Genomic DNA, 25,407 nt, shown 5'->3' with positions numbered 1-25,407 from the left:
CCGCTCAGAGTACGTCGCTACTCCCCTTCGAGCTCGCCCTCGGTTTCCAGATACACCTGACGCAAGCCGTCGAGAACCTGCTTGTCCGGCTCGGCCCACATCTTTCGCTCCGCCGCTTCGAGTAGCCGCTCCGCGATACCGTGCAGCGCCCACGGATTGGACTGCTGCATGAACTTCTTGTTCTGCTCGTCGAGCACGTACGTCTCGGCCAGCTTTTCGTACATCCAGTCCTGCACCACGTCGGTCGTCGCGTCGTAGCCGAACAGGTAGTCCACGGTCGCCGCCATCTCGAATGCGCCCTTGTAACCGTGCCTGCGCATCGCTTCGAGCCACCGCGGGTTCACCACCCGCGCGCGGAAGACCCTCGCCGTCTCTTCCGAGAGCGTGCGCGTGCGAACCGATTCCGGCCGCGTGCTGTCACCGATGTACGCCTCGGGCGACTTTCCGGTCAACGCACGCACGGTTGCGACCATGCCGCCGTGGTACTGGAAATAGTCGTCGGAGTCGGCGATGTCGTGCTCACGCGTATCGGTGTTCTTTGCGGCGACGGCAATGCGCTTGTAGGCGGTGCGCATGTCGTCCGAGGCCGGAACGCCGTCGAGACCGCGGCCGTACGCGAAGCCGCCCCAGGTGGTGTAGACCTGCGCCAGGTCGTCGTCGCTGCGCCAGGTCTTGCTGTCGATCAGCTGGAGCAACCCGGCGCCGTACGTGCCCGGCTTCGAGCCGAAAATGCGTGTGGTGGAGCGCCGTTCGTCACCGTGCTCGGCGAGATCGGCCTGCGCATGCGCTCGCACGTAGTTCTGATCGGCCGGCTCGTCCAATGCGGCGACCATACGGACCGCATCGTCGAGCAACGCGAGCACGTGGGGGAACGCGTCGCGGAAGAATCCACTGATGCGGACCGTCACGTCGATACGGGGGCGATCGAGCTCCGCGAGGTCGATCACCTGGAGCCGCGTCACCCGGCGCGACGCCTCGTCCCACACCGGCGAGACTCCCAGCAGGGCGAACACCTCCGCGATGTCGTCGCCGGAGGTCCGCATGGCCGACGTACCCCACACCGACAGCCCGACGGATTTCGGCCATTCGCCGTGATCCTGGCGGTAGCGAGCGAGCAAGGACTCCGCCATCGCCTGCCCGGTCTCCCACGCCAACTTCGACGGCACGGCCTTCGGATCGACGGAATAGAAGTTGCGACCCGTGGGCAACACGTTGATGAGTCCGCGCAACGGTGAACCACTCGGCCCTGCCTCGATGAAACCTCCGTCGAGCGCGTGCAGTACCTGAGCGATCTCGCGCGAAGTCCCGCGCAGTCGCGGGACGACCTCGGCTGCGGCGAACTCGAGAATCTGCGCAACCACTGCGCCGTGCTCGCCCGCCACCCGCGCGGCCGCGGCGGGATCCCACTGCGTTGCCTGCATCGCAGCGACCAATCCGTGGGCGACGGCCTCGATGCTGTCGACGCGGGTGCGATCCTCGTCGCCGTCCTCGCTGAGCCCCAGTGCTTCTCGCAGCCCGGGAACCGTCTGCTCCCCGCCCCACATCTGCCGGGCCCGCAGCATTGCGAGAACCAGTTCGACCTCGGCGTCTCCGACCGGTTCCTGCCCCAGGATGTGCAGTCCGTCGCGGATCTGCACGTCCTTGATCTCGCACAGCCACCCGTCGACGTTGAGCAACATGTCGTCGAACACTTCCTCGTCGGGGCGCTCCTCCAGTCCGAGGTCCTTGTGCATCTGTGCCGCCGTCATGAGGGTCCAGATCTGCTGCCGGATCGCGGGCAGCTTGGCCGGATCGAGTGTCGAGATGTTCGCGTGCTCGTCGAGCAATTGCTCGAGCCGCGAGATGTCGCCGTAGCTCTCGGCGCGCGCCATCGGCGGAATCAGGTGATCGACGAGTGTGGCGTGCGCCCGCCGCTTGGCCTGCGTGCCTTCGCCCGGATCGTTGACGAGGAAGGGATAGATGAGCGGCAGATCGCCCAAGGCCGCATCGGTTCCGCAGGAAGCGGACATCCCGAGCGTCTTGCCGGGCAGCCATTCGAGATTGCCGTGCTTGCCCAGGTGCACCATCGCGTCTGCACCGAACCCGCCGTCGGCCTGCGTGGCCGAGATCCACCGATACGCCGCCAGATAGTGATGGCTCGGTGGCAGATCCGGGTCGTGATAGATCGCAACCGGCTTTTCGCCGAACCCGCGCGGCGGTTGGACCATGATGACCACATTGCCGAATTGCATGGCAGCGATGACGATTTCACCGGCCGGATCGGCAGATCGATCGACATAGAGATCGCCGGGTGCCGGGCCCCAATGCTCGATCACGCCGTCGCGCAGATCCGCGGGAAGCTGCTCGAACCACCGGCCGTACTGCGCCGCCGAGATGCGAATGGGGTTGCCCTCGAGCTGGGCGTCGGTGAGCCAGTTCGGATCCTGACCGCCGCGGGCGATCAGCGCGTGGATGAGCGCGTCGCCGTCGCGCGCAGCCAGACCGGGCACCGAATCCGGGCCCTCGATCGGTCCGAGGTCGTAGCCGGCGGTGCGCATGTCCGACATCAGCGCGATCGCGCTGGCCGGGGTGTCGAGGCCGACGGCGTTGCCTATTCGCGCATGCTTGGTGGGGTACGCCGAGAACATCAGGGCGATGCGGCGATCGGCTGCCGGAATGTGCCGCAGCCGCGCGTGCCGGACGGCGATGCCTGCGACCCGGGCGGCTCGTTCGAGATCGGGGACGTACGTCGTCAAACCGTCGTCGTCGATTTCCTTGAACGAGAACGGGACCGTGATGAGGCGGCCGTCGAACTCTGGCACGGCAACCTGCGTGGCTACGTCCAGTGGGGACAGTCCGTCGTCGTTCTCGGCCCACGTCGCGCGCGAACTCGTCAGGCACAGACCCTGCAGGATCGGTACGTCGAGCGCAGCCAGCTCGGCAACGTTCCAGGCCTCGTCGTCGCCGCCCGCCGACGCCCCGGCCGGTTTGGTTCCTCCCGCCGCGAGAACGGTCACGATCAGGGCGTCCGCCGATTTCAGGGTGTCGAGGAGGTCGGGCTCCGCGGTACGCAGCGAGGCGCAGTAGATCGGAAGCGCGGTGGCCCCGGCGTTCTCCACCGCGGCGGCGAGGGCATCGATGTACGTCGTGTTTCCGGCCAGGTGCTGGGCGCGGTAATACAGGATCGCCACCGTCGGACCGTCGGAGTGCGGAGTGGAGTGGCGCTCGAGGTGGCCCCACGTCGGTAGGTGCCGCGGCGCGTCGAAACCGTTCCCGGTCAGCAACACGGTGTCGGAGAGAAAGTTGTACAGCTGACGGAGGTTGTCGGATCCGCCCTCGGCCAAGTAGTTGTGCGCCTGCGCGGCAACGTTGGCAGGCACGGTCGAGATCTCCATCAGGTCCGCGTCGGGTGCCTGTTCGCCGCCCAGTACGACGACCGGCAGTCCGGTGGCGAGGACGGCGTCGATCCCCGACTCCCACGAGCGCCGAGATCCCAGGATGCGCACGATGATCAATTCGGCCGATTCGGCCATCGCCGGAATGTCCTCGGCGAGCAGGCGCGATGGATTGCCCCAGGCGAAGTCTGCTCCGCTGGCACGGGCGCTGAGCAGATCGGTGTCCGACGTGGACAGCAACAAGAACACGGGTAACGCCCTCCTCGGGGGTTTCGCGCCCCTGATGATCGGTATAACTTCTCTTCGGTTCGTCGGTGAGAGGGTCTGACTTCTGCCCCGTCCCGAAGGACCGAGGGCCATCACAGTGGCGCGACCGTACCGGATTCTCGCCGGTTTCCTCTCGGCCGGAGCCGTGGATATCGAATGCTACCGGGGCGAGCGTGGAATCGGGCCACCCGTTGCGCTTGTAGCCTGGTGACCATGAGTTCGCCAGAGAGGTCGGTGCCCGACGGCTGCCCAGGAGCGTTGACGACCCACCTGGCCGCAGACGGGCCGCTGGCGCGAATCCGGCTGCCCGGCGGCGTCGTGGCACCGGAACAGATGCAGGTGCTGGCGCAGGCCGCAGCCGAGCTGGGCGACGGCACGTTGGAGCTGACCTCGCGGGGCAATATTCAGGTGCGGGCGGTGTCGGACCCGGACGGCTTCGCGAGCAGGTTGGCCGACGCAGGGTTGCTCCCGTCATCGACTCACGAGCGGGTGCGCAACATCCTCGCCTCTCCCCTGTCGGGCCGGTTGGGAGGTCTCACCGATGTGCGCGCGCTGGTCGGTGCATTGGACGAGGGCCTGTGTGCGCGACCCGATCTGGCGGACCTGCCGGGGAGGACACTGTTCGCACTCGACGACGGCCGAGGCGACCTGTGCGGACTCGAACCGGATTTCGGTGCCTACGCCCAGTCGGACGGGTCCTACGCGGTGCTGTTGGCGGGCCGGGACAGCGGCGTTCGCGTGGACCGAGACCGTGTCGTGTCCACGCTGCTGAACTGCGCGGGTGCTTTCGTCGAACTGCGGCAGTCCCAGTGGCGGGTGGCCGAATTGGACGACGGGCCGGCCCGGATCGTGGACCGTCTCGGGCTCTCGGCCGGCCCCGTCCTGCCGATGCCCGCACCTGTGGAGGTGCCACCGATCGGATGGCTCGACCAGGACGACGGACTGGTGGCGCTGGCTGCGGGATTGGCCAACGGCGTTCTCGGGGCGCGGCTCGCCGAGTTCCTCGCGGCCATCGACCGCCCGCTGATCATGACCCCGTGGCGCTCGCTGATCGTCTGCGACGTGGACGAGGAACCGGCCGAACAGGTCGTCCGCGTGCTCGCCCCGATGGGACTGATCTTCGACGCGGCGTCGCCGTGGATTCGGGTGAGCGCCTGCACCGGATCTCCGGGATGCGAGAAGTCGTTGGCCGACGTGCGAGCAGACCTCTCCGCGGCAGTCGATGCCCGGATGACTCCGCGCGACGAACGGCAACATTGGTCCGGGTGCGAACGGCGTTGCGGACGACCCAAGGGCGAGGTGACCGACGTCATCGCGACGGGAATCGGCTACCGCGTGTCCTGAGTGGGTGCCTCGGCCCGAGGGACGACCGGCTGTCTGCTGAGGGGTCCCTCTCCCCTATCGTGATCCGCATGCACGACTACGTCCGCGACGGCGCGGAGATCTACCGACAATCGTTCGCGACCATCCGCGCCGAAGCAGATCTGTCTCGGTTCGCCCCGGATGTCGCACAGGTCGTCGTGCGCATGATCCACGCGGTCGGAGAGATCGATCTGACCGAGACGATCGGGTACACCCCCACGGTCGTGACCTCCGCTCGCGCGGCACTGAACTCGGGAGCGCCGATTCTGTGCGACGCGAACATGGTGGCCACCGGCATCACTCGTCGGCGTCTTCCGGCCGACAACGAGGTGCTGTGCACCCTGTCCGATCCTCGGGTACCGGATTTGGCTCGGAGTATGGGAACCACGAGAACCGCTGCCGCGCTGGAGTTGTGGGGCGACAAGCTCGGCGGTGCCGTCGTCGCCATCGGAAACGCGCCGACCGCACTGTTCCACCTGATGGAGATGCTCGCGGCCGGAGCCCCGAAACCCGCAGCCATCGTCGGCGGGCCGGTCGGATTCATCGGCGCAGCGGAGTCGAAGGAGGATCTGATCGCAGCCGACCTCGGCGTCGAGTATCTGGTTGTTCGAGGCAGGCGTGGTGGCAGCCCCATCACCGTCGCCGCGGTCAATGCCATTGCGAGCGAACAAGAATGACCAGCACCGGAAAGCTGTGGGGAGTCGGCGTCGGTCCCGGTGATCCGGAGTTGTTGACCGTCAAGGCCGCTCGTGTGATCGCCGAGGCCGACGTGATCGCCTTCCACAGTGCGCAGCACGGCCGCAGTATCTCCCGCGGTCTGGCGGCCGGATACATGCGCGACGGACAGCTGGAAGAACACCTGGTTTATCCGGTGACCACCGAGACCACCGCGCATCCGGGTGGGTATCAGGGCGCAATCGACGAGTTCTACGAATCCGCCGCCGCACGGCTGGCCGCCCATCTCGACGCAGGACGCTCCGTAGCGCTTCTCGCAGAAGGTGATCCGCTGTTCTACAGCTCCTACATGCACATGCACAAGCGGTTGGCCGATCGTTTCGAAGTCGAGATCGTCCCCGGCGTGACGTCGGTCAGTGCCGCCTCGGCGGCGCTGGCAACTCCGCTCGTGGAGCGAGACGAGGTGTTCACCGTGCTCCCCGGCACGCTGCCCGCAGACGAACTCACGCGCCGACTGCGCGCCACCGACGCGGCCGTCATCATGAAACTGGGCCGGACCTACCCGACTGTGCTCGAGGCCCTCGAGCGTTCCGGCCGGCTGGGTGAGGCGCGCTACGTGGAACGGGCCAGCACGCCCAGGCAGCGAGTACTCGACGCCGTGGACGCCGACAACGTGCCGTACTTCTCGATGATCGTGGTGCCGAGCCCGTCCAACCGAGCCGAAACACCCACCGACACCGGGGAAGTGGTCGTCGTCGGCCTCGGTCCCGGCGACGACGCATGGACTACCGACGAGGTACGCGCCGAACTGGCCGCCGCCACCGATCTGGTCGGTTACGTCACCTACATCGACCGGGTACCGCCGAGGCCCGGGCAGATTCGGCACGCGAGTGACAACAAGGTCGAGTCCGAACGAGCCGCGTTCGCCCTCGACCTCGCCAAGCAGGGTCGCCGAGTGGCCGTGGTGTCCTCGGGCGATCCCGGGGTGTTCGCTATGGCCACCGCCGTCATCGAAGTGGCGGCCGAGCAGCAGTGGAACTCGGTACCGGTACGGGTGGTGCCCGGAATGACGGCCGCCAACGCCGTCGCCAGTCGAGTGGGCGCACCGCTGGGACACGACTACGCCGTCGTTTCCCTCTCCGACCGCCTCAAGCCCTGGGACGTCGTCGCAGCGCGGCTCTCGGCGGTCGCCGGAGCCGACATGGCGATCGCGATCTACAACCCGGCGTCGAAGTCGCGAACCTGGCAGGTTGCGGCCATGAAAGAGATTCTGCTCGAGCATCGTTCGCCCCAGACCCCCGTGGTCATCGGACGCGCAGTGGGCAGCGAGCAGGAATCCGTTCGCACCGTGACGCTCGGCGAACTCGACCCGGAATCGATCGACATGCGGTGCCTGCTCATCATCGGATCATCGATGACGACGGTGGTCGACACGGGCAGCGGGCCGAAGGTGTTCACCTCCCGCCGGTACCCGTCAGAGACCAGCGCGTAGCCGATTCGTCAGCCAGTCCACGGCGGCGGCGACGTCGAGCACCATCGGTGCCGAGCCGGTTCGCGCAGGACGGTCGACCACGATCACCGGAATCGATGCCACCCGGGCGGCATCGAGCTTGGCTCGCGTCATGTCGCCGCCACTGTTCTTGGTGATCAACAGGTCGATTCGGTTGTCCGCGAGCATTATCGACTCGTGGTCGACGTCGAACGGCCCACGGCTCAGGTGCAACGTCATGTGCGGCGGCTCGGGACCGGTCGGAGCGTCGATCGCCCTGACCAGAAACCACGAGTGAGCGACACTCGCGAAATGGTGAACGCCCTGCCTACCGGTTGTCAGGAACACCCTGCTACCAGGGGGGATCGCCGACGCCGCGTCGGGCAACGAGGCAACCGAGGTCCATCGATCACCCTCGCCGGGGGTCCACGGTGGCCGCGTCAGCACCAGGAGCGCGACCGACGACGCTCGAGTGGCCTGCTCGGCGTGTGCTCCGATGGTGGAGGCGAACGGGTGTGTCGCGTCCACCACCACGTCGATCGAGTTGTCTCGCAGCCACACTGCCAGGGCATCCGGCCCCCCGAAGCCGCCGATTCGCGTCTGCCCGACAGGCAGTATCGGCTCGGCGACCCGTCCGGCCAGCGAGGTGATCGTCTCGATCCCCTGCACCGTGTCCAAAGTCGCTGCGAGTACCCGCGACTCCGTCGTACCACCGAGAATCAGGACTCTCACCGTTTGACCGCGCTCCATTGCGTGACCGGGAGCTGCGGTCTCCACGTCGTGAACGCACCCAGCGGTTCACCGCGATAGATCTGGAACCTGCGGAGCTCGCCGCCGTACTTCGCCGCAGCGGTCAGCAGCAACGAATCCGATTCGGCGGTCACCGAATTCGCGACCACCCGTCCGCCGGTGCGCACCGCACCCCAGCACGCCTCGAGCATGTCGGCACCGGTCAACCCACCACCGATGAACACCGCATCCGGTGCAGCGTCCGCGACCGCAGCGAAACTCTCCGGGGCACCGCCGTGCACCACGAGGCCTGGAACTCCCAGGTTCAGTGCATTTCTCTCGATCTGCTCACGGCGCGCCTGCGAATTCTCGAAGGTCACGGCGCGACAGGATCCGTCGGTCCGCAACCATTCGATGGCAATGGTTCCCGACCCGCCGCCGATGTCCCACAACAGCTCTCCGGGTGCCGGTGCCAATGCGCTGAGCGTGAGCGCTCGAACCTCCCGCTTGGTCATCTGACCGTCTCCGGTGTACGCAGAATCGGCCAGGCCGGGAATGCGGGTGTGGCGGGGCGCGTCGGGATCTCGGACACAGTGCAGCGCAACGACATTGAGTGGATCGACGCCCTCGAACGTCGACTCTCGCGCAATCCCGCCGACGACCCGCTCGGCCGGTCCGCCGAGCTGCTCCAGGACCGTCATCTCGGTCGCTCCGAAACCGTTGGCGGACAGCGTCACCGCGATCTCACCCGGCGTGCTGGTGCCCTGGCTCAACACCAGTATCCGACGACCGTCGGCCAACTCGGGCAACACCGTCTCGGCCGGGCTGTTCACCAGCGACACCGTCGTGGTGTGGTGCAGCGCCCAGCCCAACCGCGCACACGCCAACGACACCGAGGACGGGGCCGGGAGCACCCGCAAGCGGTCGGCGCCGAACTCCCGCGCCAGGCTCACCCCGATGCCGTGGAACATCGGATCCCCGCTGGCCAGCACGCACACGCAAGAACCTGCGCAGGCGTCGATCATCGGCCGCAGATTCGGCAGCAACGGACTGGGCCACGTCCTGGTCTCGGTGCAGTGCTCCCGCACCCCCGCGACCTGACGGGCGGAACCCAACACCACGTCTGCGTGCTCGATGGCCGTGCGGGAAGTGAGGGGCAGTCCGTCCCAGCCGTCCGCACCGATTCCGACGACCACGATCGGACTGGGCACGGGTGCCACCATCAGCGCGGCATCCTGCGCCAGAGCCATTGCGGCAGTAGACGCATGGCGAAGAAGACCGGGCGCAGAGTGCCAGGAATCCAGACGCTGGCCCGACGCGTGCGCAGCGCCGCGACAACACCGTCGGCAACCTGATCCGGCGTACTCGACATGGGCGCGGGTGTCATCCCCTCGGTCATGGAACCGATGACGAATCCGGGACGAACGAGCAGGAGATGCACCCCGCGGCCGTGCAGTGAGTCGCTCAGTCCGCTGGCGAACCCGTCGAGACCGGCCTTCGCGGATCCGTACACGTAGTTGGCGCGTCGCACTCGAACACCCGCGACCGACGAGAACACGACCAGGTCGCCGCTCCCCTGTGCTCGGAGAAGCTTCGAGGCGTGTGTCAGCACAGAAACCTGAGCCAGGAAGTCGGTGGTGATGACGTCGAGAGCGTGCTGCGCGTCGTCCTCGGCACGCGCTTGATCCCCGAGGATCCCGAACGCCAGCACCACGATCCCGATCGGACCGTATCGCTCGACAACCAGGTTCAGAAGCTCGGCGTGAGTGTCCATCGCGTTCGCGTCGAACTCGACGGTGTGGACGGCGTCCGCGCCTGCCTGCTGCATTCGCCGTTGCTGGTCATCGAGGTCGGTGCTGCGCCGAGCTGCCAGTACGACGGTTCGCCCCGCGGCGAGCCGGGTAGCGACCTCGAGTCCGATCTCGCTGCGCCCGCCCAACAGCAACAGCGTTCCGGCCGCGGGTTCTGCTCGTCTGCTCACGCCGACCAGTCTTGCCGATGAAATCGCATTCACTACAGTCGGGGCATGGCCGCCACCCCCGCAGACGCGACTGCCCTCGCCGACGACGCATTCGAATTCCTTGCCGAGCGACACCTGGCCACTCTGACGACGCTGCGACCCGACGGAACCCCGCACGTCGTCGCCGTCGGCTTCACCTACGATGCTGAAGCCCGGTGTGCTCGGGTCATCACCAACGACGTGTCGCAGAAGGCCATCAACGCCGGCCGCGGTGGCTATGCCGCAGTGACACAGATCGACGGTGCCCGCTGGCTGACGTTGGAGGGTCCGGCGTCGGTCCGAAGTGATCGTGACGCGGTCGTCGATGCGGAGAACCGGTATGCGCAGCGCTACCGCGTACCCAGGGAGAACCCCACCCGGGTCGTCATCGAGATCCAGGTGCAGCGGGTACTGGGTAGCCGTTCGCTGCTCAACCGCTAGCGGGCCACCTACTCCAGCCTCACGGCCAGGGTAGAACGGTGAGGTTCGGCCATTCGGTCGTCCACCGGGCAGCCTTGGCCTCGTACACGTGACGCATCGGCAGCCTCGGATTCGGCCGCACGATTCCTGCGAAGAGATCGTCGAATCCGTGCGGTGCGTACACGACATTCGTTCCGGCCCGGTCGGTGGTGATGCCGTAGCAGCACGTGGTGGAGACGAAATGATCGATCGCGTCCTCGGTGCTGTGGAACGGTGCGATACGACTCGCGAAGTGCTGCTCGTACCAGAGATGTACGCGGGCTTCGTTACGCACTTCGACGTCGACCCCGAGGTCGGCGAACACCGATGCCGCGAACTCGATCACCTCGTTCTCCGCGTCGTAGGACAGATCGGAGTCGTCGAAGTAGAAGAAGTCGTAGTCCCGGATTCCCGTACGAAGGTCCCGACCGGCCAGGTGGTTCCACACCGTCTGGAAGAGGCCACCCGCTGTCAGGTACCACTCGGGGAGCCCGAGCTGTGGTGCGCGTCGAAGTATCTCGTCGACAGCAGGATTGGATCGAACGACCGAGACGAATTCGGTCTCGCCCGGTGGCGTCACACCGGCAGGACGGCCAGACCGTGCGGCCGGAGGTTGACCGATTCGCACCCGTCTGCGGTAACCACGACGATGTCCTCGATGCGTGCACCCCACTGTCCGCGGAAGTAGATCCCCGGCTCGATGCTGAACGCCATTCCTTCGGTGAGCGTGATGTCGTTCCCCGCAACGATGTACGGCTCCTCGTGCACCGACAGGCCGATCCCGTGCCCGGTGCGGTGCAGGAACGCCTCGCCCAGGCCGGCGTCGATCAGGACGTCGCGGGCGGCCGCATCGATGGACTGCGCCGTGACACCGGGCACCACCGCATCCACAGCTGCCTGCTGGGCCCGCTCGAGTACCGCGTACTGCTCGGCGATCTCCGCCTGCGGCTCGCCGAGACTGTAGGTGCGGGTCGAGTCGGAGTTGTATCCCGGTGCGACGGGTCCCCCGATGTCGATCACCACGATGTCGCCCGCCTCGACGACTCGATCGGATACCTCGTGGTGCGGATCGGCTCCGTGCGGCCCGGATCCGACGATGATGAATTCCGGCGCTGTGTGACCTTCCTCGACGATCGCGGCGGCGATATCCGCCGCTATCTGCGCTTCCGTGCGGCCGACTCGAAGCCATTCACCCATCCGGGCGTGCACACGGTCGATGGCGTGCCCGGCGCGCCGTAGCGCATCGATCTCGGCCTCGTCCTTGACCATCCGAAGTTCGCGCAGGACGTCCGTGGCCAGCACAGGCATCGTTCCGAGGACACCGGCCAGCGGCACGAAATGCAGGGCGGGCATCGCGTCGGCAACGGCCGTTGCCGTCCCGTTCGGCACCGCCGCGGCCACCAGGGCGTACGGATCCACACCGTCGACCCAGTCGACGAGCGTCAGAGACAGCTCGTGCGCCGCGGAATCGCCCAGTGCCGCGAGTTCGAGCCGCGGAACCACGACCGTGGGGGTACTGCCGTCGGCCGGAACGACCAAGGCGATGAGCCGCTCGAACGAGCTGGCTTTCGAGCCGATCAGATACTGCAGATCCGGGCCCGGGGTGATCAACAGGGCATCCAAGCCTGCATCCGACGTCAGGCGAGCCGCGCGGGCGAGCCGAGACGCGTAGACATCGCTGGAGAAACGTGAGGAACTGACCGAAGAATCGACACTCATCCCACCAGGCTAGTGCCGTTTGGCAAGATGAGCCTCATGACCACTCCCGGAACGTCGCCGTTGCTCCTCCTCGACGGGGCGAGCCTGTGGTTCAGGGCCTACTACGCACTGCCCGAGTCGATTACGGCCCCCGATGGTCGACCGGTCAATGCCGTCCGCGGTTTCCTCGACATGATCTCGGCGTTGATCGCGCGGACCGAACCCGGCCGACTTGCGGTGTGCCTCGATCTCGATTGGCGCCCACAGTTTCGCGTCGACCTCGTGCCCTCCTACAAAGCGCACCGGTTGGCCGAGGCCGCGCCGGAGGTCGCCGAGAGCGAAGAGGTGCCGGAGACACTGACACCACAGGTGGACATGATCATGGATGTGCTCGCCGCGTTGGGGATCGCGACCGCAGGCGCAGACGGGCTGGAGGCCGACGACGTGCTGGGAACCCTGGCCGCGCGTGAGCGTCGGGACCCCGTTGTCGTGGTCAGCGGAGACAGAGACCTGCTTCAGGTTGCCGCCGACGAACCGAACGAGGTGCGCGTGTTGTACGTGGGACGTGGGCTGGCGAAAGCCGAATTGTTCGATCCTGCATTGGTTTCCGAACGCTACGGCGTTCCGCTTCATCGAGCAGGCGAGGCGTATGCGGAACTGGCTCTGCTGCGAGGCGATGCATCCGACGGACTGCCCGGCGTGAAAGGGATCGGGGAGAAGACGGCGTCGACGCTGATGCTGCAGTACGAATCCGTCGCTGCGCTGCGTGCTGCGGCGCTCGACCCGTCGTCGGACATGGCCAAGGGAATTCGGGCGAAGCTGGCCAACGCGAGCGACTACCTGGATGCGGCACTTCCCGTCGTGCGAGTCGTGACCGACGCCGATGTCGTGCTGTCGAAGTCCGACGAGATCCCGGCCGAACCTGTCGATGTCGACGCGCTGAACGCGCTTGCCGAGGGCCTCGGTATCGAGAATGCCGTGGCCCGACTCGTCGCTGCGATGGCGGCCACGGCGTCGACGAACTGATCGGGTGACCGAATCGGGCCTATTCGGGTAGGGAGACCTCGTAGTTGGCGTCGTCGTCGAGGAAGGTCAACGTCACAGTCTTGAACGCACCGTCGACAGTCAGGGTGCACTCGACACTGGTGTCGGCCTCGACCTCGATGTTCTGAGGGCAGGACACTCCGGATACGTCGGACGCACCGTACGACTCGGTGACGACCGTGCGGATTCCCTCCTCCGCCGCCGCAGTGTCGAGGGTGGTGGTACGGCCGAAAGCGACGTACGACACCACCGCGATCACCGCGACAACCGCCACGACGGCACCCGCGATGATCAAGGGCTTCTTCGACCGGGGCCCGGTCTGCCCTGGACCCTGCTGATTGGGGTACGGCTGATTCGGATACTGCTGATGGGGATACGGCTGGTTGGGGTTCCACGCCTGCTGTGGTTGCTGGCCGTAGGGACCCGGCCCGTATTGCCCACCACCGAATTGCTGTGGTGCGTAAGGATTCTGATACGCCGCATCGCCCGATGCAGGCGCGCCGGCACCGGGGTAGGGAGCGCCGTACTGTTGACCGGCGGGGTATTGCGCGGTGGGGTTCTGTCCCTGGGGGTAGCTGCCCTGTGCATTCGGGGCCGAGGGGTACTGCCCCTGCGGATAGCCGGCAGGCGGGTACTGACCTTGGGGGTACTGGCCCTGAGGGTACTGCCCCTCCGGATATTGCCCCTGCGGGTACTGCCCCTGTGGGTACTGGCCGCCGGGCTGTTGCGGGCTCTGCCCGTAGCTCTGACCGGGTTCGCCGTACGGCGTGGCCTGCGGCTGGCCGTACTGACCCCACGCCGACGGCGTCGGAGTCTGTGACTCGGAGGAAGGAGCAGGCTGGGTGTCCGGTGTGTCTTTCGCGGCACCGTCCTGCCGGTCGGGATTGCGCGACCAGCTGTTGTCGGGGTCGGTCGGACCGTGTGGGCCGCTCATCTCGCCTCCACCTGAAATTCGGATTCGTCGGGGGAACAGTAACCCGCCCGTACGACTCTCCGCTGTACCGACCCGGCAGTCCGATTCGGTGCTGTCATGCGGCATCGACGGCGACCACGCCGCGACGCAGGGCCGCGACGGCGCGCGCTGCCGTTCGCGACAGCTCCGGCTCGGGGGCCGCCAGCCGAACCTGATCCAACAGGTCGATGACCTGCCGACACCAGCGCACGAAGTCGCCACCCGAGAGTGCCTTGCCGTTGTCCCCCGCCGTGACGAGAGCGTCGACCAACGAATGGTTGGACGCCCACTTGTAGATCGCCTTGACGAAGCCCATGTCGGGCTCTCGCGTCGGCGGCAGCTTGTGGCGCACCTCGTCGGCCCGTAGGTCGTGCCATACCCGAACGGTTTCGGTCAATGCATGTCGAATCGGACCCGTCGGACCGTGCGGGGTGATGTCTCCCTCCGACCTCGACTCGTAGACCACGGCCGAGACCACCGCCGCCAGCTCTGCGGGTGAGAGGCCTTGCCACAGGCCGCCACGCAAGCATTCGGCGACCAACAGATCGGACTCGGAATAGATCCGACTGAGCCTGGCACCGTATTCGGTCACCTTCGGATCCTTGCCTTCGCTCACGTAGCCGCGGTCGGCGAGCAACGCCAGGATGCGGTCGAACGTGCGGGCGAGAGAGTTCGTGGTGGCCGATACCTTCTGACGCATGGTTTCGGTCTCGCGTGCCAGCCGGTTGTACCGCTCACCGGTGCGGCCGAGCTCGTCGCGATCGGGACGAGCGTGCACCGGATGCGATCGGATGGCGCGGCGCAGGGTGGCCAGTTCTTTGTCGTCCGCTGCGGTCGACTTGCGTCGGATTCGGTCCGACGGCTGAGAGATTCCGCGAGTGGACAGTGCGGCCGCCAGATCACGTCGAGTTTTCGCGGTGCGATGGTCCACGAAACGCGGAAGGCGCATTGTCCCCAGAGACGTTGCGGGCGAAGGGAAATCCGCTGCCGAAAGACGGCCCGCCCACTTGTCCTCCGTCAGTACGAGTGGGCGCGGATCAGCCCGGTCGTCGTCCGGCTCCAACACCACCGCGAGGCCACTGCGGCGACCTGTCGGCACCGAGATCACGTCGCCGCGGCGCAGGGCACGCAGCGAGTCGACGGCCTTGTCCCGCCGGTCGGACCTGTTCTGGCGTTCGAGGGTCTTCTCGCGATCCTTCAGTCGTTCGCGCAGCCGCGCATACTCGAAGTACTCGCCATCGGGGCCGCCGAGGCGTGCACCGAGTGCCTCCAACGTCTGCATGTTCTTCTCGATGCCGCGGACCATCCCGACGACGGAGCGGTCGGCCTGGAACTGTGCGAAGGACCGTTCCAGCAGCAGACGCGAATCGGCCGCACCGAATTGTTCGATCAGGTTGATCGACATGTTGTACGCCGGGGCGAACGAACTTCGCAGTGGGAACGTGCGGGTCGACGCCAGCCCGGCAACCTCGGTCGGTTCGGTTCCCGGCTGCCAGAGCACGACGGCGTGTCCTTCGACATCGATGCCGCGGCGGCCGGCCCGGCCGGTCAGCTGGGTGTACTCCCCCGGCGTCAGTTCCGCGTGTGTCTCACCGTTGAACTTGACGAGCTTCTCCAGCACGACGGTTCGGGCCGGCATGTTGATTCCGAGGGCCAGTGTCTCGGTGGCGAACACCGCCCTGACCAGACCTTTGACGAACAGTTCCTCCACGGTGTGCCGGAAGACCGGCAACATCCCGGCGTGGTGGGCAGCGAACCCCCGCTCGAGTGCATCGCGCCACTCCCAGAAGCCCAGGACTTCCAGGTCCTCGCGCGGCAGCTCGGACGTGTGTTTCTCGACGATGTACCGAATTTCCTCGGCCTGCTCGGGCGTCGTCAACACCAGACGCGAGCGCATGCACTGGGTCAGCGCGCCGTCGCAGCCGGCACGGCTGAAGATGAACGTGATCGCCGGGAGCAGACCCTCTTCGTCGAGCTTGGCGATCACATCGGGTCGGGCCAGTGGTCTGTTGTTCGCGCTGTTGCCCTGACCGCCACCGCGACCTCCGCCACCCGAACGACCGCCGCGGCCCCTGCTGTGTGGCGCGTGCCAGCGGTCCATCGAGTCGAGGGACTGACGTTGCTTGACGTGTCGGACGAGCTCACGGTCGACGACGATCTTCTGACTGCCGTCGCCCGACTGAGCCCGGGTGTCGAACAGATCGAACAACCGACGGCCCACCATGATGTGCTGCGAGAGGGGTACCGGACGGTTCTCGTCCACCACGACCGAGGTGTCACCGCGAACCGTGCTCATCCAGGCACCGAATTCCTCGGCGTTGCTGACCGTTGCCGACAGGCTGACCAATCGAACGTCGTCGGACAGGTGCAGGATCACTTCCTCCCACACCGCCCCTCGGAAACGGTCGGCGAGGTAGTGCACCTCGTCCATGACGACGTGCGAGAGCCCCCGCAGTGCGTCCGAGGAGGCGTAGAGCATGTTGCGCAGCACTTCGGTCGTCATGATGACGATGGGGGCATCGGGGTTGATCGACGAATCGCCGGTCAGCAGCCCGACGGTGTCTCGCCCGTATCTGGCGGTCAGCTCGGCGAACTTCTGATTGCTCAGCGCTTTGATCGGGGTGGTGTAGAAGCACTTGCGTCCGGCGGCGAGGGCCAGGTGCACGGCGAACTCGCCGATCACCGTCTTGCCTGCGCCGGTGGGAGCACAGACCAGAACACCGTGACCGTTCTCCAGGGCTGTGCACGCGTCCACCTGGAACCGGTCGAGTGGGAAGCCGAGCTCGGCCGAGAAACGTTGCAGCTGGGTGGGTCGGGGGCTCGTCCCCGTATCGACAACCGTCTCGGTCATGCGATCGACCCGACCGTTCGCCGGAGGTCAGATCGTGTCGTCGTACTGCGCTCGCGTTCGGGTCGCGGTACCGAGGCCACTGGACGGTGGTGTCGGAGCGACAGCATCCGGTGACTCGATCGAACCTGCGCCGTCGATGCGCGTTGCTTCGTCATCTGACACATCACCCCATTCGTCTCTTCTCTTGCGCAACTTACGCTTGTCGTGAATCCGCGCAATCTGCACTGCCATCTCGAAGAGCACAGTCAACGCCAACGCCAACGCCAGCATCGAGAACGGGTCCTGCCCCGGAGTTGCGATGGCCGCGAAGACGAACAGCCCGAAGATGAGACCGCGACGCCATGCCTTGAGTCGCTCGTAGGTGAGTACGCCGACGACATTCAGAGCGACGACAAGCAACGGAATCTCGAAGCTGACTCCGAAGATGATGAGAAGGTTGATCAGGAATCCGAAGTACTGATCGCCGCTCAACGCCGTGATCTGAACGTTGTCGCCGATCGAGAGCAGGAAGTGCAGTCCCTTGGCCACCACGAAGTACGCCAGGACGGCTCCGGCGACGAACAACGCTGCGGCCCCGGTCACGAACGACACGGCGTATCGGCGTTCGTTGGTGTACAGGCCCGGAGTGATGAAGGCCCAGATCTGATAAAGCCAGATGGGGCAGGCCATGACGACGCCCGCGGTGAACGCGACCTTGAACCGCAACAGGAATTGATCGAACGGGCCAGTGGCCAGCAGTCGACACTGATCGTCGTTGCTCAGGTTCGCGCGCAGGCTCGGATCGAGCGTGCAGTACGGGCCCCGCAGGAGGTCGCCGAGGCTCTCGATGCCCAGGATCGTGTGCGAATACCAGAAGAACCCGAAGGCAGTCGTCACCGCGACCGCGACCAACGACCACAGGAGCCGGGTTCGCAACTCGTACAGATGATCGACCAACGACATCGTGCCGTCGGGATTGACTCGGCGCTTGCTACGCCGCGGATCGAACGGAATGCGCATGGTGTTCTACGGTCAGCCTTCTTCGGTCGGACGGCGGCGGAGAGCCGTCACCGACAGCAGTGAACCTTCGGTGCCACCTGGCACCGAAGGTGTGCTGAGCGGCCGTGCGCTCAGGCAGACTTGGCGTCGTGCTGGGTCTCGGTGTTCGGCTGCACGACAGGCGCAGGCGAGGGCAGCTGCGCGGGAGCGGTCGGCTGCTGTGCCGTCGCAGTGTCGGCGTCCGACTTGCCGTCGTTCTGCATCTCCTTCACCTCGCTCTTGAAGATGCGCAACGACCGGCCGAGTCCGCGAGCAGCCTCGGGCAGCTTCTTGGAACCGAACAGAATGATGACGACCACCGCAACGATGGCCCAGTGCCAGGGACTGGTGAATCCCATGCGAACCTCCTACAGATCAGATGAATCGAGCGTACCCGACCGCGGGTACCGCCTCCGGCAGCGGCGGCCGCGGGTTTGCCCCGCGTTCATCTGGCGACGGTGCCGTCTGCGCCGGTGGCGTCGAGCTCGGCGTACGCGTCCAGGGCCGAACGCGCTCGGTCCCGGACGGAGTTCACCAAGGATTCAGGTGCCAGTACCGTGACGCCGCCGCCGAAGCCCAACGTCAACCGAGTCATCCACTGCAGCGTCGCGAACCGCATCGTGACCACGATCGACCCGTCCGCATCCGCAGCAACCTGTGTCATCGGGTAGTAGTCGAGGATCCAGGTGAAGGCAGGCGACACCTTCAGCCGCGCCTGCGACAGCGAAGGATCGTCGTTGAAGATCTCGAAGGCGTCCTCGTCCTGCACCGATTCCGGCGGCGCGGCCGGTTCGTCGAGTTCGGTGGCCGAGTCGATGCGGTCGAATCGGAACAGTCGAACTCCCTCGGCGCTTCGGCACCACGCCTGCACATAGCTGTGGTCGTCGACGACCACCGTCCTGATCGGGTCGACGGTTCGCTCGGTGACGACATCCCGCGACGCGGAGTAGTAGGTCAGTTCCAACGCGTGCCGGTGACGCAGGGCAGATCGGACGGTACTCGACACCGGGCCCTCCTCCGCACCTGCTCCGTCGTGATCGGACGAGAGTGGCACGTTGGCCGCCGCCGAGCCTGCTGCGGTCTCGATCTTCGCGATCGCTCGCTGAGCTGCGGACGGGTCGACCATGCCGGGCATCGACGTCAGCGATCGAAGCGCAACCAACAGAGCCGTCGCCTCGGTCGATGTCAGGCGTAGCGGTCGATCGATCCCGGCCGAGAACGTCACGTCGATGCTCTCCTCGGAGAACGACAGATCGATCAGATCACCCGGGCCGTAGCCGGGCAGACCGCACATCCAGAGCTGATTGAGATCGGCCATCAGCGTCGCCGTCGACACCCCCAGCTCCCGCGCGGCCTCCTCGGCGCTCAACCCGGGATTCGCCATGAAGAACGGCACCATGTTGAGCAACCTGGCCAGCCGAACCGACAGTCGCGCGCTCATCGCTCGTTCTCCACGTCGGCCGCCGTCTGCAGGGTCGAGATCACGTCTGCGCGCAGCTCGGCGGGTTCGAGTACCACCGCATCCGCTCCGTGACCTGCGATCAACCGCGAGATCCAATCCCATGACCGCACGGGAACCTCGACGACAGTGCCGCTGCGGGTACCGAGGCTCTGCACGCCGACCACCGTTCCCATCCTGCGCAATTCCAGCGCCCTTCCGTCGTGCAGCCATACCCGGGCCGTGCCCGATACCGAGGACGTACCCGCGACTCGACGGACGATGTCCTGCAGATCGACGCCGTCGGGCCTGCGGACGCTCTGCGGGGTGCCGAACGCCTTGACCTCGTCGCCGATTCGGGAGAGGCGAAACGTGCGGGTGTCGTTGCGGTCCACGTCGTGTCCCACCAGATACCAGCGACCGCGAAACGTCACGACACCCCAGGGCTGGACGGTTCTGGTGGTGAACGGCTCGGTCAACGACGGGCGGTGTTGGAACCGCACCGACTTGCCGTCGTCGATCGCGGCCAGCAAGGCACCCAGTGCAGGTTCGGAGCCCCGAGTGCGTGCGGGAACCGCGGTCACCGACGCGGCCGACTCGTTTTGGTCGACCTGTATTCCCGCGGCTCGGAGTTTGAGCAAGGCGCTCTGTGCCGCGGAGGTGAGCTCGGGCGATTCCCATAGCTTGACGGCGACCGCGACGGCGGCCGATTCCTCGCTGGTGAGGTCGATGTCGGGCAGTTCGTAGGCATCGCGGTTGATGCGATAGCCCTCGACGCCACCGAACCGCGTCGCGGTACCGGTCTCCAACGGGACACCGAGGTCACGCAGTTCGTTCTTGTCCCGCTCGAACATTCTGCTGAACGCGTCGTGGCTGGTGGAGTCGTCGTATCCGGCAACGCTCTCGCGGATCCACTCCGCGGTGAGGAACTGACGTGTCGACAGCAGACAGATGACCAGATTCATCAGGCGTTCGACTTTGGTGGTGGCCACGACAGTCGAGCCTAGTTGCTCGTGGGTGGCCGCAGCGGTAACGACCCGACTGCGTCCGGCACTACATCGACGCGATCAGCCTCTCCACTCGCTCGTCGACCGAGCGGAACGGGTCCTTGCACAGGACGGTTCGCTGAGCCTGGTCGTTGAGCTTGAGGTGCACCCAGTCCACCGTGAAGTCGCGACCTGCTTCCTGGGCGGCCGTGATGAACTCTCCGCGCAGCTTGGCTCGGGTGGTCTGCGGCGGCAGATCCACGGCCTCGTCGATCTGCTCGTCCTCGGTGACACGCTTGGCCAACCCCTTGCGCTGCAACAGGTCGAACACTCCCCGGCCGCGCTTGATGTCGTGGTAAGCCAGGTCCAACTGAGCAATCTTGGGATCGGAGAGCTCCATCGAGTACCGGTCCTGGTAGCGCTGGAACAGCTTGCGCTTTATCACCCAGTCGATCTCGGTGTCCACCTTCGCGAAATCCTGTGTCTCGATGGCGTCGAGAGTCCGTCCCCACAGGTCGACGACCTGTTCCACCTGAGTGTTCGGCTCGCGCGTCTTGAGATGCTCGACGGCTCGTGCGTAGTACTCGCGCTGAATGTCGAGGGCGCTGGCCTGTCGTCCCCCGGCCAGTCGAACGGGACGCCGTCCGGTGAGATCGTGACTGACCTCGCGGATGGCGCGAATCGGATTGTCCAATGCGAAATCTCGGAAGGACACACCCGCCTCGATCATTTCGAGAACGAGGGCTGCCGTTCCGACCTTGAGCATCGTCGACGTCTCGGCCATGTTCGAGTCACCCACGATGACGTGTAGCCGGCGGTACTTCTCGGCGTCGGCGTGCGGCTCGTCGCGAGTGTTGATGATCGGCCGCGAACGAGTGGTGGCCGAGGAGACGCCTTCCCAGATGTGCTCGGCGCGCTGCGACAGGCAGAACGTCGCAGCCTTCGGCGTCTGGAGTACCTTGCCTGCGCCACAGATCAACTGGCGCGTGACCAGGAACGGCAGCAGAACGTCCGAGATTCGGGAGAACTCACCGGCACGCTGGACGAGGAAGTTCTCGTGGCAGCCGTAGGAGTTTCCCGCCGAGTCGGTGTTGTTCTTGAACAGATAGATATCGCCCCCGATGCCCTCTTCTGCCAGGCGCTGCTCGGCGTCTATGAGCAGGTCTTCCAATACCCGCTCGCCGGCGCGGTCGTGGGTGACCAACTGCAACAGACTGTCGCACTCGGCGGTGGCGTACTCGGGGTGCGAGCCGACGTCGAGGTACAGGCGGGCACCGTTGCGAAGGAACACATTCGAGCTGCGACCCCACGAGACGACTCGGCGAAACAGATAGCGAGCCACTTCGTCCGGACTCAGCCGTCGATGTCCGTGGAAAGTACATGTGACACCGAACTCTGTCTCGATGCCCATAATTCGTCGCTGCACACTTCGACACTACAACGCAACCCTCGAAACGATGTGTCGGAGCGCCCCGATGTCGTCCGTCCGTGAGGATGCCGTCGCACGTGCCTAGGCTGGGCCTCATGACTTCCACGCGCACCTCGATCTCGACGACCGTTCACGCGTGGGATCTGTCCCTGGTCGCACGAAGTGCTGCTCTGCGGCAGAGCAGAGCGGACGGCGGCCTGCGCACGTTGAGTAATGCCGCCGACCACGGTCGTCTGTGGCTCGGCGCGGCCGCGCTTCTCGTGGCTGCAGGTGGCCCGGCCCGACGCGGCGGGGTTCGGGGTCTCGTGGCGCTGGCGGGTGCGAGCTCGGTGGCGAACGGCCTGCTCAAACCGCTGTTCCCGCGGACGCGACCAGATTCCGAGTCGGTTCCCGTCCTGCGCCAGGTCCTCGCTCCGCCGGTGTCGTCGTCGTTTCCCTCCGGGCATTCGGCGTCGGCGGCTGCGTTCGTCACGGCGGTGGCGATCGAATCCCCGGTGGCGGGCGCGCTGCTGGCACCCGTCGCGGCCGCGGTGTGTTACTCCCGGGTCCACGTCGGGGTGCATTGGCCGACAGACGTCATCGCCGGTGCCGCTCTCGGCTCGGCCATCGCGTTCTCCACCCGTCGCTGGTGGGCCGTGCGGTCGGAAAAGCCCGCCGATCTGGGCTCCCCGGCCGAGGTCGAGCCACTGCACGGCGGCCGGGGGCTGCTGGTGCTGGTCAATCCGGGTTCGGGCGACGATTCGGAAGCGGTGCCCGATGCGATCCGTCGAGCACTTCCGGACGCCGATCTGTTCGTGCCCGATCCCGATCAGGACTTCAACGAGCAACTGGAGCAGCGGATCCGAAGCACGTCTCCGCGCGCCCTCGGTGTCTGCGGTGGTGACGGCACGGTGGTCAGTGTTGCCGCATCGGCGGTGCGGAACGGCTTGCCGCTCGCAGCATTTCCGGGCGGCACCCTCAACCACTTCGCTCGCGACACCGGGCTGACCGTCGTGGAAGACACTGCTGCTGCCGTCGAAGCGGGCACCGCCGAACTGGTGGACATCGCCGAGGTGTCCGTCGACGGCCGCAGTGTGTCGTTCGTCAACACCGCCACATTCGGTGGCTACCCCGACTCGGTGCGGCTGCGTCAGAAGCTGCAGCGCCGAATCGGCAAATGGCCGGCCGCCGCGATCGCGATGACGAGGGTCCTGGCTGCTGCCGAACCGCTGAACATCCGGCTCGACGGCACCAAGCACTCGGTCTGGATGCTGTTCGTCGGTAACGGTAACTACGTACCGGAAGACCAAGTCCCCATGTCTCGCAGCAGCATTCACACCGGAACGCTCGATGTTCGGTTTCTGCCGTCGGAGCCGAAGGCATCCAGGACCAGACTGCTGTGGGCAACGTTGACCGGCACCCTCGGCTCGTCGCCCGCCTACGTCCGTCGAGCGGTGAAGAAGCTGACCGTCGAGGTGGATGGCGCTCCCGTTGCGCTCGCGGCCGACGGCGAGGTGGTGGGCGACGGAACACGATTCGAGTTCAGCAGTGACAAGAACGGCCTCGCGCTCTACCGGAAGCGGTAGAGCGCGCGGCACGTCACGAGCGTCGGGGTCCTGTTACGAGGACGATTCCCCGTCGGTGTCGGTCGCTGCCTCCACCGACGCTTCCGGAGCCGGCAACATTTCTTCCAGCGCGGCTCCGGCGATGCGCCTGAACGCTCGTCGCGGCCGCCCTTGGTCGAGTACGGCGACTTCGAGCGCCGATACTTCGAGAACCTTCTTCTCCGGCTCGCCGCCCGCAGCAGGCGGCGTCACCGGGCCTGCCGTGAGTGCGTCGACCGCAACACGTACCGCGTCCGCCAGATCGAGGCCGGAACGGTACGTGTCCTTCAGCGCAGCCACGATCGGCTCGGTAGTCCCGCCCATGACGACGAAATCCTGCTCGTCGACGATGGATCCGTCGTAAGTGATGCGGTACAGCTGCGTCGAGATCGGCTCGTCCTGATGCGACACCTCCGCGACACAGATCTCGACCTCGTAGGGCTTGAGCTGCTCGGTGAAGATCGTGCCGAGTGCCTGGGCATACGTCTTGGCGAGCGAACGTCCGGTCACGTCACGCCGATCGTAGGTGTACCCCTTGATGTCGGCGTGCTGAATGCCGGCCTTGCGCAGGTTCTCGAACTCGTTGTACTTGCCCACGGCCGCGAAGCCGATCCGGTCATAGAGTTCGCTGACCTTGTGCAACGCCGTCGAGCGGTTCTCGGCCACGAACAGGACCCCGTCCGCATACGTCAGCACGATGACGCTGCGGCCTCGCCCGATTCCCTTGCGCGCCAATTCCGAACGATCACGCATGATCTGTTCGGCAGATGCGTAGTACGGCATCGTCATGGTGCGCTACCCCCTTCGCTCACTTGCTGGCCGGCCCGGGTGTGGTGCTCGGCACCACCGGTGTGCGCGGCACTCTCGGTTCGTTCGGCGAGAACGGACCGCGCCGCTGCCGAAATCCGGTCGTGCGCAACATCATCCGCGCCGATGCTGGTGATCGCGACGGCCGTCGGGTAGATCCCTCGGGTGACGTCGGGTCCGCCGGTGGCCGAGTCGTCGTCGGCTGCGTCGTACAGCGACTCCACCGCGGCCCGAATCGCCTCGTCCTCCGACATCCCTGGGCGATAGAGCTTCTTGAGCGCGGATTTGGCGAACAGAGATCCCGACCCCACCGCGTGGTAGCCCGAACGCTCCTCGTAGCGTCCGCCGACCACGTCGTAGGACACGATACGTCCGGCACGGTCGGGGTCCGAGATGTCGATGTCGAATCCGACCAGCAAGGGGACCGCGGCGAGTCCTTGCATCGCGGCGCCGAGATTGCTCCGCACCATCGACGAGAGTTTGTTGGCCTTACCGTTGAAGGTGAGCGGAACCCCTTCGATCTTCTCGTAGTGCTCGAGCTCGACGGCGAAGAGCCGAACGAGTTCGATCGCGATGCCTGCAGTCCCGGCGATGCCCGCGGCGGAGTACTCGTCGGTGACGTAGACCTTCTGCATATCGCGGTTGGCGATCAGATTGCCCTGGGTGGCACGGCGGTCCCCTGCGATCAGAACGCCGCCCGCGTAGGTCAGGGCGACGATCGTCGTCCCGTGCGGAGCAATGCCGGACTTGTCGGTGGTGCCGTTGGCGGTGTGCGACGCCAGATCCGCCGCGATCCCGCTCTCGGGCAACAGATGGGGGGCGTGTCGACGAAGGTAGTCGGAGAACGACGAGCTGCTCGACCCCAGTGGGATCGTCATTCCGTCGCCGGCCGACCGTGGGTCCGAACGATCCACCGTCACTGGCCGCCCTTCTGAACGTAGGCGCGGACGAAGTCCTCGGCGTTCTCCTCCAGCACGTCGTCGATCTCGTCGAGAAGGTCGTCGGTCTCCTCGGCCAGCTTCTCGCGCCGTTCCTGACCACCGGCTCCGGTATCGCCTGGAACCTCATCGTCGTCGCCGCCGCCAGAGCGCCGTGTCTGCTCCTGAGCCATAGTCGCCGACCTCCTCCGTGTATCGAGAAAACAGATCTACTGCACTCTCACCGATCGATTCGAGGTGCACCGTCGTGGATGTGCAAGTGCAACCGAACGTTCCGCCGAAAGTGCACGGACCTTTACCCTACCGACAG

The 25,407-nt window shown here is 66.1% G+C and carries 22 protein-coding genes; 6 read left to right on the top strand and 16 right to left on the bottom strand.

All coding sequences use genetic code 11. The features are described 5' to 3' along the window. Window positions 1-17: 17 nt before the first annotated feature. Window positions 18-3,623: a cobaltochelatase subunit CobN gene (gene cobN / locus MTX34_RS12440; RefSeq protein WP_243609634.1), complete on the bottom strand. Its 3,606-nt coding sequence runs from the start codon at window positions 3,621-3,623 to the stop codon at window positions 18-20. Between the two features lie 231 nt (window positions 3,624-3,854). Here cobN and cobG point away from each other — a divergent pair, with 231 nt between their 5' ends. The 3 genes from cobG to cobJ all read left to right on the top strand — a co-directional run bounded on the left by cobG (window position 3,855) and on the right by cobJ (window position 7,170). Next, a complete protein-coding gene (cobG, locus tag MTX34_RS12435) occupies window positions 3,855-4,985 on the top strand; it encodes a precorrin-3B synthase (RefSeq protein WP_243609633.1) in 1,131 nt (376 codons plus the stop codon). A 68-nt stretch (window positions 4,986-5,053) separates the two neighbouring features. Further along, window positions 5,054-5,680, top strand: a complete 627-nt coding sequence (locus tag MTX34_RS12430; RefSeq protein WP_243593029.1) for a precorrin-8X methylmutase — start codon at window positions 5,054-5,056, stop codon at window positions 5,678-5,680. After that, window positions 5,677-7,170 carry a precorrin-3B C(17)-methyltransferase gene (gene cobJ, locus MTX34_RS12425; protein WP_243609632.1) on the top strand — a complete coding sequence of 498 codons (1,494 nt, stop codon included), beginning with the start codon at window positions 5,677-5,679 and terminating at the stop codon, window positions 7,168-7,170. Before MTX34_RS12430 ends, cobJ begins: the two co-directional genes overlap by 4 nt. On the opposite strand, the gene MTX34_RS12420 is transcribed toward cobJ, so the two are convergent. Genes MTX34_RS12420 through MTX34_RS12410 form a run of 3 tightly spaced genes read right to left on the bottom strand, consistent with a single transcriptional unit; the run spans window position 7,153 to window position 9,877 of the window. Continuing rightward, the gene (locus tag MTX34_RS12420; RefSeq protein WP_374639472.1) at window positions 7,153-7,917 is read right to left on the bottom strand and encodes a cobalt-precorrin-6A reductase; all 765 of its coding nucleotides are present in this window, start codon (window positions 7,915-7,917) and stop codon (window positions 7,153-7,155) included. The genes cobJ and MTX34_RS12420 overlap by 18 nt on opposite strands. Beyond that, on the bottom strand, window positions 7,896-9,146 hold the full coding sequence (gene cbiE, locus MTX34_RS12415; RefSeq protein WP_243609630.1) for a precorrin-6y C5,15-methyltransferase (decarboxylating) subunit CbiE: 1,251 nt from the start codon (window positions 9,144-9,146) through the stop codon (window positions 7,896-7,898). The genes MTX34_RS12420 and cbiE overlap by 22 nt, the downstream gene beginning before the upstream one ends. After that, window positions 9,119-9,877: an SDR family NAD(P)-dependent oxidoreductase gene (locus MTX34_RS12410; protein ID WP_243609629.1), complete on the bottom strand. Its 759-nt coding sequence runs from the start codon at window positions 9,875-9,877 to the stop codon at window positions 9,119-9,121. Before MTX34_RS12410 ends, cbiE begins: the two co-directional genes overlap by 28 nt. A 45-nt stretch (window positions 9,878-9,922) precedes the next feature. On the opposite strand from MTX34_RS12410, the gene MTX34_RS12405 reads away from it, so the two are divergent. Further along, a complete protein-coding gene (locus MTX34_RS12405) occupies window positions 9,923-10,336 on the top strand; it encodes a TIGR03618 family F420-dependent PPOX class oxidoreductase (RefSeq protein ID WP_243593034.1) in 414 nt (137 codons plus the stop codon). 19 nt (window positions 10,337-10,355) lie between these two features. Here the strand turns inward: MTX34_RS12405 and MTX34_RS12400 are convergent, their stop codons facing one another. Together MTX34_RS12400 and MTX34_RS12395 are read right to left on the bottom strand one after the other, a co-directional pair. Then, the gene (locus tag MTX34_RS12400) at window positions 10,356-10,934 is read right to left on the bottom strand and encodes a nucleotidyltransferase family protein (protein WP_243609628.1); all 579 of its coding nucleotides are present in this window, start codon (window positions 10,932-10,934) and stop codon (window positions 10,356-10,358) included. Continuing rightward, window positions 10,931-12,073, bottom strand: coding sequence for a Xaa-Pro peptidase family protein (locus MTX34_RS12395; protein WP_243609627.1), 1,143 nt, complete (start codon window positions 12,071-12,073; stop codon window positions 10,931-10,933). Before MTX34_RS12395 ends, MTX34_RS12400 begins: the two co-directional genes overlap by 4 nt. Before the next feature lie 27 nt (window positions 12,074-12,100). Between MTX34_RS12395 and MTX34_RS12390 the strand changes: the two genes are divergently transcribed. Next, the gene (locus MTX34_RS12390; protein WP_243609626.1) at window positions 12,101-13,078 is read left to right on the top strand and encodes a 5'-3' exonuclease; all 978 of its coding nucleotides are present in this window, start codon (window positions 12,101-12,103) and stop codon (window positions 13,076-13,078) included. A 19-nt stretch (window positions 13,079-13,097) separates the two neighbouring features. Here the strand turns inward: MTX34_RS12390 and MTX34_RS12385 are convergent, their stop codons facing one another. The 7 genes from MTX34_RS12385 to pafA form a co-directional block, all read right to left on the bottom strand. After that, entirely contained in the window at window positions 13,098-14,030 is a 933-nt protein-coding gene (locus tag MTX34_RS12385) for a DUF4333 domain-containing protein (RefSeq protein WP_243609625.1), read from the bottom strand. Between the two features lie 94 nt (window positions 14,031-14,124). Next, a complete protein-coding gene (locus MTX34_RS12380) occupies window positions 14,125-16,899 on the bottom strand; it encodes an RNA helicase (protein ID WP_243609624.1) in 2,775 nt (924 codons plus the stop codon). Between the two features lie 27 nt (window positions 16,900-16,926). Further along, on the bottom strand, window positions 16,927-17,898 hold the full coding sequence (tatC, locus tag MTX34_RS12375; protein WP_243593040.1) for a twin-arginine translocase subunit TatC: 972 nt from the start codon (window positions 17,896-17,898) through the stop codon (window positions 16,927-16,929). 110 nt (window positions 17,899-18,008) lie between these two features. After that, the gene (gene tatA, locus MTX34_RS12370; RefSeq protein ID WP_032398077.1) at window positions 18,009-18,275 is read right to left on the bottom strand and encodes a Sec-independent protein translocase subunit TatA; all 267 of its coding nucleotides are present in this window, start codon (window positions 18,273-18,275) and stop codon (window positions 18,009-18,011) included. A gap of 86 nt (window positions 18,276-18,361) precedes the next feature. Then, on the bottom strand, window positions 18,362-19,357 hold the full coding sequence (locus tag MTX34_RS12365; RefSeq protein ID WP_243593041.1) for a YafY family protein: 996 nt from the start codon (window positions 19,355-19,357) through the stop codon (window positions 18,362-18,364). Next, window positions 19,354-20,346: a YafY family protein gene (locus tag MTX34_RS12360; protein ID WP_243609623.1), complete on the bottom strand. Its 993-nt coding sequence runs from the start codon at window positions 20,344-20,346 to the stop codon at window positions 19,354-19,356. Before MTX34_RS12360 ends, MTX34_RS12365 begins: the two co-directional genes overlap by 4 nt. A gap of 61 nt (window positions 20,347-20,407) precedes the next feature. After that, a complete protein-coding gene (gene pafA / locus MTX34_RS12355; protein ID WP_170944814.1) occupies window positions 20,408-21,766 on the bottom strand; it encodes a Pup--protein ligase in 1,359 nt (452 codons plus the stop codon). Window positions 21,767-21,864: 98 nt separating this feature from the next. On the opposite strand from pafA, the gene MTX34_RS12350 reads away from it, so the two are divergent. Further along, entirely contained in the window at window positions 21,865-23,334 is a 1,470-nt protein-coding gene (locus MTX34_RS12350) for a bifunctional phosphatase PAP2/diacylglycerol kinase family protein (protein ID WP_243609622.1), read from the top strand. Window positions 23,335-23,367: 33 nt separating this feature from the next. Here the strand turns inward: MTX34_RS12350 and prcA are convergent, their stop codons facing one another. From prcA to MTX34_RS12335, 3 genes are read right to left on the bottom strand one after another with little or no spacing between them, the layout of a single operon-like run. After that, on the bottom strand, window positions 23,368-24,141 hold the full coding sequence (gene prcA / locus MTX34_RS12345) for a proteasome subunit alpha (RefSeq protein WP_243609621.1): 774 nt from the start codon (window positions 24,139-24,141) through the stop codon (window positions 23,368-23,370). Then, window positions 24,138-25,079, bottom strand: coding sequence for a proteasome subunit beta (gene prcB / locus MTX34_RS12340; protein WP_374639464.1), 942 nt, complete (start codon window positions 25,077-25,079; stop codon window positions 24,138-24,140). The genes prcA and prcB overlap by 4 nt, the downstream gene beginning before the upstream one ends. Continuing rightward, the gene (locus MTX34_RS12335) at window positions 25,076-25,270 is read right to left on the bottom strand and encodes a ubiquitin-like protein Pup (protein ID WP_008716348.1); all 195 of its coding nucleotides are present in this window, start codon (window positions 25,268-25,270) and stop codon (window positions 25,076-25,078) included. Before MTX34_RS12335 ends, prcB begins: the two co-directional genes overlap by 4 nt. Between the last annotated feature and the right edge of the window lie 137 nt (window positions 25,271-25,407).

Origin of the sequence: Rhodococcus sp. ARC_M5 (assembly GCF_022810405.1) — a bacterium.
In the GTDB taxonomy this organism is placed as follows: domain Bacteria; phylum Actinomycetota; class Actinomycetes; order Mycobacteriales; family Mycobacteriaceae; genus Rhodococcoides; species Rhodococcoides navarretei.
The sequence above is the reverse complement of the archived record's forward strand: the minus strand, read 5'-3'. Positions and strand labels throughout refer to the sequence as shown.